The sequence below is a fragment of the Robbsia betulipollinis genome (genome assembly GCF_026624755.1).
GTDB lineage: Bacteria > Pseudomonadota > Gammaproteobacteria > Burkholderiales > Burkholderiaceae > Robbsia > Robbsia betulipollinis.
Genome location: NZ_JAPMXC010000001.1, coordinates 2,565,691 through 2,578,873, shown reverse-complemented (window position 1 = coordinate 2,578,873; position 13,183 = coordinate 2,565,691). Strand labels below are relative to the sequence as shown.

At 65.9% G+C, this 13,183-nt stretch carries 13 protein-coding genes and 2 pseudogenes; 12 read left to right on the top strand and 3 right to left on the bottom strand.

The window, feature by feature from the left end; genetic code table 11:
* The first annotated feature begins 160 nt into the window (after positions 1-160).
* On the top strand, positions 161-445 hold the full coding sequence (locus OVY01_RS11325) for a cupin domain-containing protein (RefSeq protein ID WP_267847525.1): 285 nt from the start codon (positions 161-163) through the stop codon (positions 443-445).
* A 167-nt stretch (positions 446-612) separates the two neighbouring features.
* Positions 613-966, top strand: coding sequence for a hypothetical protein (locus OVY01_RS11320; RefSeq protein WP_267847524.1), 354 nt, complete (start codon positions 613-615; stop codon positions 964-966).
* A 44-nt stretch (positions 967-1,010) separates the two neighbouring features.
* Here the strand turns inward: OVY01_RS11320 and OVY01_RS11315 are convergent, their stop codons facing one another.
* Positions 1,011-1,631 (bottom strand): hypothetical protein, encoded by a 621-nt coding sequence (locus tag OVY01_RS11315; RefSeq protein WP_267847523.1) that lies wholly within the window; start codon positions 1,629-1,631, stop codon positions 1,011-1,013.
* Positions 1,632-1,969: 338 nt separating this feature from the next.
* Between OVY01_RS11315 and OVY01_RS11310 the strand changes: the two genes are divergently transcribed.
* The 5 genes from OVY01_RS11310 to OVY01_RS11290 all read left to right on the top strand — a co-directional run bounded on the left by OVY01_RS11310 (position 1,970) and on the right by OVY01_RS11290 (position 5,266).
* Complete coding sequence (locus OVY01_RS11310) at positions 1,970-2,767, top strand: transporter substrate-binding domain-containing protein (protein ID WP_267847522.1); 798 nt, start codon at positions 1,970-1,972, stop codon at positions 2,765-2,767.
* 16 nt (positions 2,768-2,783) lie between these two features.
* A complete protein-coding gene (locus OVY01_RS11305; RefSeq protein WP_267847521.1) occupies positions 2,784-2,951 on the top strand; it encodes a hypothetical protein in 168 nt (55 codons plus the stop codon).
* Positions 2,952-3,196: 245 nt separating this feature from the next.
* Complete coding sequence (locus tag OVY01_RS11300; protein WP_267847757.1) at positions 3,197-3,904, top strand: amino acid ABC transporter permease; 708 nt, start codon at positions 3,197-3,199, stop codon at positions 3,902-3,904.
* Entirely contained in the window at positions 3,901-4,554 is a 654-nt protein-coding gene (locus tag OVY01_RS11295; RefSeq protein WP_267847520.1) for an amino acid ABC transporter permease, read from the top strand. Before OVY01_RS11300 ends, OVY01_RS11295 begins: the two co-directional genes overlap by 4 nt.
* A complete protein-coding gene (locus OVY01_RS11290) occupies positions 4,535-5,266 on the top strand; it encodes an amino acid ABC transporter ATP-binding protein (protein WP_267847519.1) in 732 nt (243 codons plus the stop codon). Before OVY01_RS11295 ends, OVY01_RS11290 begins: the two co-directional genes overlap by 20 nt.
* A gap of 132 nt (positions 5,267-5,398) precedes the next feature.
* On the opposite strand, the gene OVY01_RS11285 is transcribed toward OVY01_RS11290, so the two are convergent.
* Positions 5,399-5,617 (bottom strand): hypothetical protein, encoded by a 219-nt coding sequence (locus tag OVY01_RS11285; RefSeq protein ID WP_267847518.1) that lies wholly within the window; start codon positions 5,615-5,617, stop codon positions 5,399-5,401.
* Positions 5,618-5,779: 162 nt separating this feature from the next.
* On the opposite strand from OVY01_RS11285, the pseudogene OVY01_RS11280 reads away from it, so the two are divergent.
* The 5 genes and pseudogenes from OVY01_RS11280 to OVY01_RS11260 form a co-directional block, all read left to right on the top strand.
* Positions 5,780-6,274: pseudogene (locus tag OVY01_RS11280) on the top strand (M48 metallopeptidase family protein); the annotation flags it as partial.
* Between the two features lie 182 nt (positions 6,275-6,456).
* On the top strand, positions 6,457-7,512 hold the full coding sequence (locus tag OVY01_RS11275; RefSeq protein ID WP_267847517.1) for an AI-2E family transporter: 1,056 nt from the start codon (positions 6,457-6,459) through the stop codon (positions 7,510-7,512).
* 143 nt (positions 7,513-7,655) lie between these two features.
* Positions 7,656-8,783: pseudogene (locus OVY01_RS11270) on the top strand (Rieske 2Fe-2S domain-containing protein); the annotation flags it as partial.
* A gap of 188 nt (positions 8,784-8,971) precedes the next feature.
* On the top strand, positions 8,972-9,436 hold the full coding sequence (locus OVY01_RS11265) for a DUF6232 family protein (RefSeq protein ID WP_267847515.1): 465 nt from the start codon (positions 8,972-8,974) through the stop codon (positions 9,434-9,436).
* Positions 9,433-11,136 (top strand): exonuclease domain-containing protein, encoded by a 1,704-nt coding sequence (locus OVY01_RS11260; protein ID WP_267847514.1) that lies wholly within the window; start codon positions 9,433-9,435, stop codon positions 11,134-11,136. Before OVY01_RS11265 ends, OVY01_RS11260 begins: the two co-directional genes overlap by 4 nt.
* A gap of 41 nt (positions 11,137-11,177) precedes the next feature.
* Here the strand turns inward: OVY01_RS11260 and acs are convergent, their stop codons facing one another.
* On the bottom strand, positions 11,178-13,160 hold the full coding sequence (acs, locus tag OVY01_RS11255; RefSeq protein ID WP_267847513.1) for an acetate--CoA ligase: 1,983 nt from the start codon (positions 13,158-13,160) through the stop codon (positions 11,178-11,180).
* Positions 13,161-13,183 lie beyond the last annotated feature (23 nt).

Sequence of the window (13,183 nt, the reverse complement as noted above, 5' to 3'; positions counted from 1 at the left end):
TCGGTCAAGACGGGTTTCGCTCCCGCTTCCCAGACCGACTCCCGGACCGACTCCCGGACCGCTTTCCCGTCGCCGCGATGCAGGGAAAACCCGATCGATCCCCGACTTTTGATCCGGCGATAATGACCGCGTCCCTTCGTCGTTCCCGTCAGGAAATCCTATGTCCCGTGTTCCCGCCGTCCCCACCCAGCAGGTATCGAACGACCGGGCCATCGTCACCGAATGGCGTTTTGCCCCTGGCAGCGAGACCGGCTGGCATATTCACGCGCACGACTACATCGTCGTCCCGCAAACGGATGGCGAACTGCTGCTCGAAACCCGCACCGGCGACCGGGAGTCGACATTGCGTGCCGGACAGAGCTATGCGGGCCTGAAGGGCGTGGAGCACAATGTCGTCAACCGGACGGACCGGGAGATCGTGTTCGTCGAGATAGAGATCCGATAACGCGGCGGGTTCGCATTGCAAGGTGCGGACGGCACGGGACCGACCGCCCGAAGCGCATCGCGCCCGCATCTGAAATCACGCGCCTATGATGCCCCCCGCACGTTCGAAACCGATCTTCCATGTGAGAATGACACATCGAATAGGCCATCAGACAGAACGGAGCCGGCATGGACACCGACACGCAACGCGCGATCACCGAGTTGAAACAGGAAGTGGCCACGCTCACCACGGCCCTGCTGCAGGTCCAGAAAACACTGATCAGCAGTTTTACCGCTCATAATGCGTCGATCAACGCCCATACCCAGGCGATCGACACGCATACCGCACAACTGTCGGCGCTGACGCCGATCAGCCAGGCGACGGTGATGCGTTTCGAATCCGATCCGGAATTCGCGCCGCTGCTCAAGCGCATCCTGGAAGAGATTTCCGCAAATCAGAACGCCTCGACGATTCCGGACAGCGCGCTGGAGCGCAGCGAACGTTATCTGCGCCGCCTCGTTCCGGCCCACCTGCTGCCCTGATCGGTTCGCACCCAATCCGACGCGTCGGCTCCGCCGACAGCGACCTACCGGACGGCGAGCGCCTGACCTGCCGTTAGTGCGGCGCCGACCGTGAGCGCCTGCGGCGTCGCATTCGCGGCATCCGCCGCATTCGTTGCGCCCGCCGTCACAGATCCCGCCGCCGCGCTTTCCCGAGCCGCCCGCGCCGCGCTGTTCAGCGCATCCGTCACGTAGGCGTTCAGCAAGGCCTGCGACTTGTCGCGCATGATGCTGCCCACGTCGCCCCGCTTCGCATTGAAATCGGCGATCCGGTCCGACGCCGCGCCCTGGTCGGCGAACGAACGCAGCTCTTCCTCGGTGTACACGGCGCTGTAGGCCGCGGCCAGATTCGCATCCCATTGTTCCTGATACTTCGGCGCGAACTGCACGAGCTTGTCGTGCACCAGCGTGTCGCCCGCGTGGTCGCCCAGCGCCTGCACGATCGCCGGATAGGCACGGCTGTCGCGTGCGACGTTCAAACCGATGCTCTGCAGATTCCGGCCGAAATCGTAGCGCTGCACCATCGTCAGGGCGGTGTCCTGCGTGCCCGCCACCGCCTGGTGGCTCAGGCCAACGAGGGGCAGCAAGGGCAACAGGGCGGCGGTAGCCACGGCGAGGCGCAGGCGCTGCGAAAGGCGAAGAGTCATGGTGAGGTCGGTGTCCGGTAAATTCTACGTCCTAACAGCGAGCGGGAGCGTGCCGGTAGGAATGAATCAGTGTGTCGTAACCACCAGCGAATTGTAGGTTCCCGAACGACAACGCTAGACGCCGATCAAAAGGGGAATCGCGCCGCATTTCAACGTTTGGCATTTTTTACCGATTTTCGGGATGGATATCCGGACATGCGCCCGAGACGCACGACAGGCGCGGTGGCGCGAGACCGATGCACGGGGCCTGAAGAAGTCGCGTCTCGGGTTCCGGCGGGATTGCGCGGGAATTTTGCATCTGCAAGAATGGGGCACTCCACCGCAGAGCCACTCGCACAATGAAATACCGCACCGCCCTTTTGTCCTCGGTCCTCGCCGGGCTCACGCTGACGAGCGCCGCGGCGCATGCCGATTCCCTGTCCGAAATCCAGAGTCGCGGGATGATCCGCATCGCCGTCCCTCAGGATTTCCCGCCTTTCGGGTCGGTCGACACGGACATGAGCGTCAAGGGGCTCGACATCGACGTCGCGACCCTGATCGCGAAATCCATCGGCGTGAAGCTGGACCTCGTCCCGGTCACGAGTGCGAACCGCATCGCCTATCTGCAGACCCACAAGGTCGACCTGGCGATCTCCACCCTTGGCAAGAACGCGGAGCGGGAAAAGGTCATCGCTTTCTCGCAGGCGTACTCGCCCTTCAACAATGCCGTCTATGGCGCCGCGAGCCTGAAGGTCACCGGCCCCGCCGATCTGGCGGGCCAGACCATCGGCGTGGCACGCAGCACGTTCGAGGACCTCCAGTTGACCGCCACCGCGCCAGCCACGGCCGTCATCAAGCGCTACGACGACAACAACGGCATGATCAGCGCCTATCTCGCGGGCCAGGTGCAGTTGGTCGGCACGGGCGACTTCGTCGCCAATGCGATCGCCGCGCGCAATCCGCCGAACAAGCCGGTCGAGAAATACGTGCTGCATGAGTCCGCCTGCTATGTCGGACTGAACAAGAACGAGGCGCCGCTGCTGGCAAAGGTCAACACCGCCCTGACCGCCGCCAAGAAGGACGGCGCGCTGAATGCCATCGTGCAGAAATGGCTGCACGTGCCGATGTCCAGGACGATGGCGACGACCTACGAGTAAGCGCACAGGCGACGCCATGCCCCTGATCGAAGAAATCGTCGCTCACCGGCCGGAGATCCAGGCGATCCGGCGGGATCCGATCGCCATGCAGATCGCCCGGGCGTGGCGGACGATCGTGTCACGCAATACCGACCCCAACGACGCCGCGATGACCTGTTGCCGGTCGGCGCTACTTATTGGGTGAGACTCGCGCCAGCATTCCTGAAACCGCCGGTGTAGCATCGTCGTCGACCTTCGGCGACGCATGGCGCCAGCCTCGCGCATGCCGGGGGCTGCCGCTGCGTCGATACCCCTCCGCTCCTGCCCGCGCGCGGTCTTTCCAACCTGGCATTGCTTCGCGTTCACGTCCTGTGCGCTTTTCAGGCGCCTTCCGCACCCTGCGGGCGCGCCACGGGCAAGCGGGACAGCAATGTCGACAAACCGTACACGATGGCCTATCAATTCGATTTTCCGGCGGTATTCGATTACACGCCGGTGCTGCTCAAGGGTATCTCCGTCACGATCGAGCTGATCGTGATCGGCGGCGGCCTCGGCATCGCCCTCGGCATCTTCGGTGCCTGGGCGCGCACCCAGGGGCCACGCTGGCTCAGGCCCATCGTCGGCGTCTATGTCGAACTGATCCGCAATACGCCGTTCCTGGTGCAGTTGTTCTTCATTTTCTTCGGCTTGCCGGGCGTGGGCCTGCGCATCAACGAGATGGAAGCGGCCATCCTGACGATGGTGATCAATCTGGGCGCCTATAGCACCGAGATCATTCGCGCCGGCATCGGCGCCGTCGCGCGCGGCCAGACCGAGGCCGCGCTGAGCCTGGCGATGACGCGCTTCCAGGTGTTCCGCTACATCATCCTGCGCCCCGCGCTGCAGAAGATATGGCCGGCGCTGTCGAGCCAGTTGGTGATCGTCATGCTGGGGTCGGCCGTCTGCTCGCAGATCGCCGTCGAGGAATTGTCCTTCGCCGCGAACTTTATTCAGGGCCGCAACTTCCGCGCGTTCGAATCGTACGGGGTGGCAACCGTCGTCTACCTGATCCTGGCGATCCTGCTGCGCCAGCTGCTCAGGCTCATCGGCGAGCGCTATGTGCTCGCCCGTCCCGCCCGCACCACCGACGGCCCCCGCCTGCGCAGGAGATCCGCATGAACTTCACTCTGTGGGACATCGTCCGCGCGCTGTTGCTCGCGTTGCGCTGGACCGCCCTGCTGTCCGTCGGCGCCTTCGTCTTCGGCGGCATCGTCGGCCTGCTGGTGCTGTGGTGCCGCATCTCGCGCGCGGCGCTGCCGCGCGTGCTGGCACGTTGCTATATCGAGCTCTTCCAGGGCACGCCGCTGTTGATGCAGCTGTTCATGATCTTCTTCGGTCTCGCGCTGTTCGGCCTCGAGGTGCCCGCCTGGCTCGCCGCCGGTCTCGGCCTGACGCTGTGGTCGAGCGCCTTTCTCGCCGAAATCTGGCGCGGCGCGGTGGAAGCGATTCACCGCGGCCAGTGGGAAGCCGGCGCGAGCCTGGCGATGAGCCGTATGCAACAGATGCGCCATATCGTGCTGCCGCAGGCGATGCGCATCTCGATCGCGCCGACCGTCGGCTTTTGCGTGCAGATCGTCAAGGGCACGGCCGTCACCTCGATCATCGGCTTCGTCGAACTGACGAAAGCCGGCACCATGATCACCAACGCGACCTTTCGTCCGTTCGAAACCTTCGGTCTGGTGGCCCTGATGTACTTCGCGCTGTGCTGGCCGCTTTCCGTCTATAGCCGTTTTCTGGAGAAAAAATTCCATGCCGCTCATCACCATTGACGACGTCAAGAAGCGCTTCGGCAGCAATGAAGTGCTCAAGGGCATTCGCCTCTCGGTCGAAAAGGGCGAAGTCATCGCGATCATCGGCAAGAGCGGTTCCGGCAAGAGCACCTTGCTGCGCTGCATCAACGGCCTGGAGACGATCGACGAAGGCGCGATCAACGTCGCGGGGGCTTATCTCGGACAGGGCGAGGCCGAACTGCGGCGGCTGCGGTTGAAAGTCGGCATGATCTTCCAGCAGTTCAATCTGTTCCCCCACTTGAGCGTGGGCCGCAACGTGATGATCTCGCCGATGGTCGTCAAGGGCACCAGCGAAGCGGCCGCGCGCAAGCTGGCGGTGCAGAACCTGGAACGGGTCGGGCTGTCCGAGAAATTCGACAGCTTTCCCGAGCAGCTTTCGGGTGGACAGCAGCAGCGGGTGGCGATCGCGCGCGCGCTCAGCATGGAGCCGAACGCCCTGCTGTGCGACGAAATCACCTCCGCGCTCGATCCCGAACTGGTCAACGAAGTGTTGAACGTGGTCCGCAAGCTGGCCGACGAAGGCATGACGCTGCTGATGGTGACGCACGAGATGCGCTTCGCGCGCGAAGTATGCGACCGTGTGGTTTTCATGCATCAGGGCAAGGTTCACGAGATCGGACCGCCCGAGGAACTGTTCGTGAACCCACGCACGCCCGAACTGCGTCAGTTCATCGGTATGACCAATCTCTAGCCAGGGAACGAAAAGGCGCAGGCGAAGGCAGGCGCGCCCCGCGCCGCCCATGAAAAAAGCCCGGCGGGATGAACCGACCGGGCTTTTTTTTCAGGACGGCACCAGTAGGCGCCGCCTGACGAACGACCGAACTTAGGGCTTCGGTGCCGACGACGGCGTTGCGTTGCTGGCTGCAACGCCGTGGTGCATGCGGTGATGCTTCTTGTGGTGATGCTTCTTCTTGGCCATCGTGCCGCTTGCCGGCGCCGCGTCCGTCACGGCCGGCGTGTCCGCTGCCGGTGCCGATGCCTGTGCGAAGGCAGCGACCGACGAAAAGCTGATCAGTGCCGCGATGATGAGTTGCTTCTTCATGTCAGAAACCCTTTGGTATTGAGTGCAGGAACTGCCCGGCAAGCCACGTGGCCTGTATCTACCTAAACGCCCCAGCCGGAATTAGGTTGACAGGAATTCGCGACGCCGAAGCGAAAGTTTGCGCCGACCCGCTACAATCGCGACATCCCACCCGGTTTCTCCATGAACGATCTCAAATATCTGGGCGCCTACCCGGCGGCGCTGCAGGACAAAGTGCGCCGCCTGATCGCCGACGACAAGCTGGACGCCTATCTGGCGGAGAAGTATCCGGACAGACATCCGGTGCAATCCGACCGGATGCTGTACCAGTACTGTGCCGCGCTGAAACAGGACTACCTGCGCGTGGCGCCCGCGATCGACAAGGTCGTCTACGACAGCAAGCTCGACGTGGTGCGCCACGCGCTGGGGCTGCACACGGCGATCTCCCGGGTACAGGGCGGCAAGCTCAAGGCGAAAAAGGAGATCCGCATCGCCTCCCTCTTCAAGGAAGCGCCCGCGCCCTTCCTGAAAATGATCGTGGTGCACGAACTCGCGCATCTGAAGGAAAGCGACCACAACAAGGCGTTCTATCGGCTCTGCGAATTCATGCAGCCCGATTATCATCAGATCGAATTCGACCTGCGCCTGTATCTCACGCACCGTGATCTGTCGCACCGGGCGCGCGGACCCGCGCCAACCGGACCCGCGCCAACCGGACCCGCGCCAACCGGCGCCGCGGACCCGAACCGGCACTCTCGTGTAAGCTAGCCGCAGGCCGCACGCCGCCCACGCGGACCCCGTTCCGGGTCAAAGCGCGCGAAGCTCGACTCCCGCCACGCACCGTTGCCAATAACAAGCAAATGAATAATCGCCGGGTATACGAAAAATCGTTTCACATCCTTCTGGTAATCGTCACGATCGGCATGGGCTCGATCCTGCTGCCATTTTTCAGCGCCGTCTTCTGGGGAGCAATCCTCGCCCTGATGTTCCAACCGGTGCAGCGCTGGCTGCTGGTGCGCATGGGAAACAAGCCGAATCTGGCGGCGCTCGCGACGCTCGCCTTCATCCTGCTGCTGGTGATCCTGCCTCTGGCGCTCGTAGCCGGCACGCTGATCCAGGAAGTCGCGCTGATCTACGCGCGCATCCAGCACGGGCAGTTGAACGTCGCGGGTTACTTCCAGAAGGCGCTCGCCCTGTTGCCCGCATCCGCCCAGCACCTGCTCGCCCGCTTCGGCCTGACGGATTTCGGCGACCTCCAGGCGAAGCTGACGGCCGGGGCGGCCACCATCAGCCAGGTGCTGGCCGCGCGTGCCCTGACCTTCGGGCAGAACACCTTCCAGTTCGTGGTCGCGTTCGGCGTCATGCTCTACCTCGTGTTCTTCCTGCTGCGCGACGGCCGGCACATCGGCCGTCTGATCCGACACGCGCTGCCCTTCGACGAATCGCACAAGGTACATCTGCTGCGCAAATTCACGACGGTCGTGCGCGCCACGGTGAAGGGCAATATCGTGGTGGCCCTGGTGCAGGGTCTGCTCGGCGGCATCATCTTCCTGATCCTCGGCGTTGAGGGTGCGTTGCTCTGGGGCGTGCTGATGGCCTTCCTGTCGTTGCTGCCCGCCATCGGCGCGGCGCTCGTCTGGGGTCCGGCGGCCATCCTGCTGTTCGCCACCGGCCACGAATGGAAAGCCACCATCCTGCTGCTGTTCTGCGTGTTCGTGATCGGCCTGGCCGACAACCTGCTGCGCCCGCTGCTGGTCGGCAAGGACACCAAGCTGCCGGACTGGGTCGTCCTGATCTCCACGCTGGGCGGCATGGCCCTGTTCGGCATCAACGGTTTCGTGATCGGCCCGCTGATCGCCGCCCTGTTCATGGCCAGCTGGACGCTGTTCGCGCAGCAGAATCACTCGCAGGATTGAAGCCGGCCGGGCGCGTAACCCGGGACTCGTACGCGGCGAATATCCGCTAGACTGTGCGACGATGTCCGTGTCGACGCCGCCCTGGCGTCCATGCGCCCCTGGCCTGTCAGTGTGCCCCGGCACCACCGCACGGAGACGTTCCCATGCACACCACCGTCGTTCCGCTGGAAAGCCTCACCGTCAAGGACGTCCCCCCCGGCGCGGCCATGGCGGACACGCCGCGCGACCTGCGCCGCGTCGACATCCATCCCGATCACTGGTATCCGCTCGCATGGTCGCGCGAACTCAAGCGGGGCAAGACCCATGCGGTGCGCTTCGCCGGCGATCCGATCGTCCTGGTGCGCACCGGAACCGGCAAGGTTTTCGCGCTCGAAGACCGTTGCGCGCACCGCCAGGTACCCCTGCATGCGGGCGTGGTCGAAGGCGAGACGATCCGGTGCTGCTATCACGGCTGGACCTACGACTGCGCCGGGAAGTGCATCGACGTCCCCTATCTGGGGCGCGAGCGCCTGCCCAACGGCGTGCGCGCCTACCCTTGCCGCGAGGAACAGGGGCTGATCTTCGTTTTCCCGGGGGACCCGGCGCTGGCCGAGACCGTGCCCTTCCCCACGTTGGGATCCGTCGCGGACCCGGCGTACAAGACCCGGCGTTTCGGCCGCGAAGTGCAGTGCCATTACTCGTTCATGCATGAGAACCTGATGGACATGAACCATCAGTTCCTGCACCGGCGCCAGATGGGACAGATGCAGGCGCGTTCGCTGGGCCGCCGCAAGAGCGAGGATTGGGTCGAGGTCGAATACACCTTCTCCCGCATGGCCGGCAAGCAGCCGATGGGCGAGGCGCTGGTCTTCGGCGAACGACGCCGGGTCGGTGCGAAAAGCGCCGACGCGAACGGCGGCGATACCAAGGGCAGCGCCGGGAGCCCCAAGGACGTGATGACGATCCGTACCGCCTACCCGTACCAGACGCTGCGCATCGAGACCTCCGACGGCACCCGGGTGATGGATTTGTGGATCGTCTACGTGCCGCTCGACGCGGAACAGCGCACGAACCGCACCTTCGGGCTGCTGTCGATCCGCAAGCCGAAGCTCGCGCCCCTGCTCGACGTGGCCTGGCCGCTGCTGGTCTGGTTCACCGAACGCATCTTCAAGGAAGACCGCTGGATCGTCGAGCGCGAACAGGCCGCGCACGACCGGCAGGGCGAGGATCTGAACCATGAGGTCTTTCCCGTGATTCTCGATCTGCGCGCGCTGCTGCGCGAATGCGGTGCGCCGGCGGGTTTCGCCACGCGCCCGCTGACGCGCCGGAGCACGTCGGCGGATGCCGGGCATGCCATGCAGCGGGTACCGCGTCCCGATGCGGCATCGTTGCCGGTGCCTGCCGATATCGGGGAAATGGCGGCGTTGCGCCAAAAAGAGGCACAATAGCGCCGCCAGCCTTTTTTAGTGGACGCCATCGCATGTCATCAGACCCCATTTCCTCCCCGGCGCCCCGCGCCGCCAACGCGCCGCTTCCGTTTTTCGAGGAAGCGAACGTCACGGTCAGCACCGCCCGCATCGTCGTCTATGGCACGCCTTTCCCGCTGAAGGACGCCCGCAGCGTGCGGGTCTTCGTCGATCAGCCCCACCGGCGTTTCGCCGTGCCGATCCTGGTCGTCGCCATCCTGGTGGCGATATACGGCATCGTGATCCGCTCGAGTCCGACGATCGCCATCGGCGTCATGCTTGCAGTGGTCAGCTACCTGACGTGGAAATTCCAGACGATGCGGCACCGCGTCCTGGTCGTGCGCGATGCCGGCGAAACCGAGGTGCTGGCGACGTCGGACCTGGGCTTCGCCAAACGCGTGGCCGCCGCGCTCGAGCAGGCAGTGGCCCTCGCGCCAACCCCGTCCGCCGCACGCGCCGCGGCGCCGCCGACCGCATGAAGGTGGCGCATTCGCGGGTTGACGCCCCGGCGTCGGCCGCTCCCATCGACGCGGCCTCTCCCGCTACCGGTGCGTTCGACGTCCCCGCCTTGCTGGCCCGGCTCGACCGCCCGATGGTGTTCGTCGATCTCGAGACCACCGGCTCGGACCCGCTCAAGGACCGGATCACGGAAATCGGTCTGGTCGAGGTCGGGCCCGAGGGTTTGCGTGAGTGGACGATGATGGTCGACCCCGGCCAGCCGATTCCGCCGTTCATCGAACAACTCACCGGCATCAGCAACGCGATGGTGCGGGGCCAGCCGAGTTTCGCCTCGCTCGCGCCCGCGCTGGCCGCGCAACTCGAGGGCAAGCTTTTCATCGCCCACAACGCGCGCTTCGACTACGGTTTTCTGAAAAGCGAATTCAAGCGGGCCGGTCTGCGCTTTCGCGCCGATGTGTTGTGTACGGTCCGGCTCTCGCGCACGCTGTTTCCGACGGCACGCAAGCACGGCCTCGATGCGCTCATTGAACGTTTCGCGCTGGTCCCGCGCGGCCGGCACCGCGCGCTCGCCGACGCCGATCTGCTCTGGCAGTTCTGGCAGCATCTGCACCGCCAGCACCCGTTCGCCACCATCGACGCCGCCGCGCGCACCCTGATCCGACGGGCGAGCCTGCCGGCGGCGCTCGACGAGGACGCGCTCGACAGCCTGCCCGCCCTGCCCGGCGTGTACGTCTTCTACGGCGCACAGGGCCTGCCGCTGTTCGTCGGCAAGGGCGCCGACCTGCGCAAGAGCGTGGGCGCGCACTTCTCCGCCGACCACCGTCAGTCGAACGATCAGCCATTGTCGTCGGCGGTGCGGCGGATCGAGCATCGGGTGGCCGCCGGCGAGACCGGCGCCGCGCTCGTCGAGGCGCAACTCGTCAAGGCCCTCGCGCCGCCGCACAACCGCGTGCTGCGCCGCCGCAGCACGCCGTGCAGCTGGTACTTTCCGCCGGAGGCGAGCGTGCCGCGCCTGGCCTGGCCGCATGAACGGGACTTCGGTCGCACCGAGGATCTGTTCGGCATCTTCGATTCCCGCGCGAAGGCCGAGTCGCGCTTGCGCAAGCTCGCGCGCGAAAACGGCGTGTACCCGGCGGCGCTCGGGCTGGAAAAGGACGCGCCGGCATGGGAAGCGGGCGAACTTGCCGATGACGCTGCCGATGACGTCTCTTCCGCAGAAGCGGCGGGCGCGCAGGCGGCGCGTCTGCGCGAGGCGCTCGCGCCGCTGCGCATCGCCTGCTGGCCGCACGATGGCCCGATCGCTTTCGCCGAGCGGCATCGCACCGGCCTGACCCAATGGCACGTGGTCGACAACTGGAGTTACCTGGGCAGCAGCGAGGATCCGCGCGCGTTGCCGGGACTGGCCGCCGCCACGCCGGTGCCGCTGTTCGACCGCGACACCTACGCGATCCTGCGCCGTGCGTTTCGCGACCCCACGCTCGATGTACTGCCGCTGCGCGTCGCACGTGCCCTCGAACTGGTCGCCCCCCCCGCCCCCGCCGCCCCCACCGTCGAACCGGATGCGGATGCCGCTCCCGCGGTCCTCTCCCGCACCGGCCCGGCAGCGCCGGCCGCGACGCGTGCCCGCGTGAGCGGCGCAGCGCGCGACGACAGGCAATTGCTGATCGATTTCGACGCTGCCCCGGGCGATCCCGCTACCGCGGGCGCCCGCGAGGCATAGCGCTCGGGAAACGGCGCGCCCGCGGGCAAGGTCCCGGCGCGCTACAGCGCCTCGCCGAGTTGCTCGAGAATCGCCGGGTTCTCCAGCGTCGACGTATCCTGCGGGGCCGTTTCGCCCTTTGCCAGACCCCGCAGCAGACGGCGCATGATCTTGCCCGAACGCGTCTTCGGCAGGTTGTCGCCGAAACGCAGATCGCGCGGCTTGGCGATCGGCCCGATCTGCTTGGCCACCCAGGCACGCAGTTCGTTCGCGATCGCCCGGCCCTCGTCGCCCGTCGGCCGCGTCCGTTTGAGCACCACGAAGGCGACGATCGCCTCGCCGGTGGTGTCGTCCGGCCGCCCGACGACGGCCGCCTCCGCGACCAGCGGATGGCTGACCAGCGCCGACTCGATTTCCATCGTGCCCATCCGGTGCCCCGAGATGTTGAGCACGTCGTCGATCCGGCCCATGATCGTGAAATTGCCCGTGGTCGCGTCGCGCACCGCGCCGTCCCCCGCCAGATAGAGCGTCCCGCCCAGTTCCTCCGGGAAATAGCTCTTGCGAAACCGCTCCGGGTCGCGCCAGACGGTGCGCAGCATCGCCGGCCAGGGCCGCTTGATCACCAGGATCCCGCCCTGGCCGTTCGGCACCTCCTGACCGGTCTCGTCGACCACCGCGGCCAGAATGCCCGGCAGCGGCAAGGTGCACGAACCCGGCACGAGCGGCGTCGCGCCCGGCAACGGGCTGATCACGTGGCCGCCCGTCTCGGTCTGCCAGAAGGTATCGACGATCGGGCAGCGTCCGCCGCCCACCTCGTCGTGGTACCACATCCAGGCCGCCGGATTGATCGGCTCCCCTACCGTGCCGATGACGCGCAGCGAGGACAGGTCATAGCGCCGCGGATGCACCTCGGGGTTCGCGTCCGCCGCCTTGATCAACGAGCGGATCGCCGTGGGCGCGGTGTAGAAGACCGTGACCCGGTGCTGCTCGATCATCTTCCAGAAACGGCCGGCGTCCGGATAAGTGGGAACGCCTTCGAAGATCACCTGGGTCGCGCCCGCCGCGGTCGGGCCATAGCAAATATAGGTATGCCCCGTGATCCAGCCGATGTCGGCCGTGCACCAGAACACGTCCTCGGACTTGATGTCGAAGGTCCACTGCATCGTCTGCTGCGCCCACAGCAGATAACCGCCGGTGCTGTGCTGGACGCCTTTCGGCTTGCCGGTGGAGCCGGACGTGTAGAGGATGAAGAGCGGATGCTCGGCGCCCACCCACTCCGGGGCACAGACGTCCGATTGCGTCGCGACCAGTTCGTGCAGCCAGAGATCGCGCGCCGCGTCCCAGTGCACGTCACCGCCGGTACGCCGGTAGACGATGACGCTCGTCACCGTCTCGGTGCCGCCCGCGGCGAGCGCCTCGTCGACGATCGATTTCAACGGCAGCGCGCGGCCGCCGCGCATCTGCTCGTCGGCGGTGATTACCGCGACCGCGCCGGCGTCGACGATCCGCTCGTTCAGCGATTTCGACGAAAAGCCGCCGAAGACCACCGAATGCGTCGCACCGATGCGCGCGCATGCCTGCATCGCGACCACGCCCTCGACCGACATCGGCATATAGATCACCACCCGGTCGCCGGTCTTCACGCCGCGGGCCTTCAGCGCATTCGCCAGGCGGCTCACGCGCGCGAGCAGGTCGCGGTAGCTGACCCGCGTCACCGTGCCGTCGTCGGCTTCGAAGATCAGCGCGGCTTTCTCGCCCAGACCGTTCTCGACGTGCCGGTCCAGACAGTTGTACGACGCGTTCAAGCGGCCGTCCTCGAACCATGTGTAGAACGGCGCACGGCTTTCGTCGAGCACCTTGGTGAACGGCGTCTGCCAGTCGAGCGCCGTACGCGCGAGCCGTCCCCAGAAACCCTCGTAATCGCGCTCGGCCTCCGCCACCAGCGCATGGTAGGCGGGCATTCCGGACACGGCCGCGGTTTCGACGATGCTCGCGGCCGGCTCGAATACCCGGCCCTCGTGCATGACTGACTCAATGGCGGCCATCGTTGTCTCCTCCTGTTCGCTGT

What these genes read in the sequence shown, in the direction of transcription:
- acs (WP_267847513.1), bottom strand. Translation starts at nt 13,160, where the DNA reads ATGGCCGCCATTGAGTCAGTCATGCACGAGGGCCGGGTATTCGAGCCG.
- OVY01_RS11300 (WP_267847757.1), top strand. Translation starts at nt 3,197, where the DNA reads ATGGCCTATCAATTCGATTTTCCGGCGGTATTCGATTACACGCCGGTG.
- OVY01_RS11325 (WP_267847525.1), top strand. Translation starts at nt 161, where the DNA reads ATGTCCCGTGTTCCCGCCGTCCCCACCCAGCAGGTATCGAACGACCGG.
- OVY01_RS11260 (WP_267847514.1), top strand. Translation starts at nt 9,433, where the DNA reads ATGAAGGTGGCGCATTCGCGGGTTGACGCCCCGGCGTCGGCCGCTCCC.
- OVY01_RS11285 (WP_267847518.1), bottom strand. Translation starts at nt 5,617, where the DNA reads ATGAAGAAGCAACTCATCATCGCGGCACTGATCAGCTTTTCGTCGGTC.
- OVY01_RS11305 (WP_267847521.1), top strand. Translation starts at nt 2,784, where the DNA reads ATGCCCCTGATCGAAGAAATCGTCGCTCACCGGCCGGAGATCCAGGCG.
- OVY01_RS11290 (WP_267847519.1), top strand. Translation starts at nt 4,535, where the DNA reads ATGCCGCTCATCACCATTGACGACGTCAAGAAGCGCTTCGGCAGCAAT.
- OVY01_RS11310 (WP_267847522.1), top strand. Translation starts at nt 1,970, where the DNA reads ATGAAATACCGCACCGCCCTTTTGTCCTCGGTCCTCGCCGGGCTCACG.
- OVY01_RS11320 (WP_267847524.1), top strand. Translation starts at nt 613, where the DNA reads ATGGACACCGACACGCAACGCGCGATCACCGAGTTGAAACAGGAAGTG.
- OVY01_RS11275 (WP_267847517.1), top strand. Translation starts at nt 6,457, where the DNA reads ATGAATAATCGCCGGGTATACGAAAAATCGTTTCACATCCTTCTGGTA.
- OVY01_RS11315 (WP_267847523.1), bottom strand. Translation starts at nt 1,631, where the DNA reads ATGACTCTTCGCCTTTCGCAGCGCCTGCGCCTCGCCGTGGCTACCGCC.
- OVY01_RS11295 (WP_267847520.1), top strand. Translation starts at nt 3,901, where the DNA reads ATGAACTTCACTCTGTGGGACATCGTCCGCGCGCTGTTGCTCGCGTTG.
- OVY01_RS11265 (WP_267847515.1), top strand. Translation starts at nt 8,972, where the DNA reads ATGTCATCAGACCCCATTTCCTCCCCGGCGCCCCGCGCCGCCAACGCG.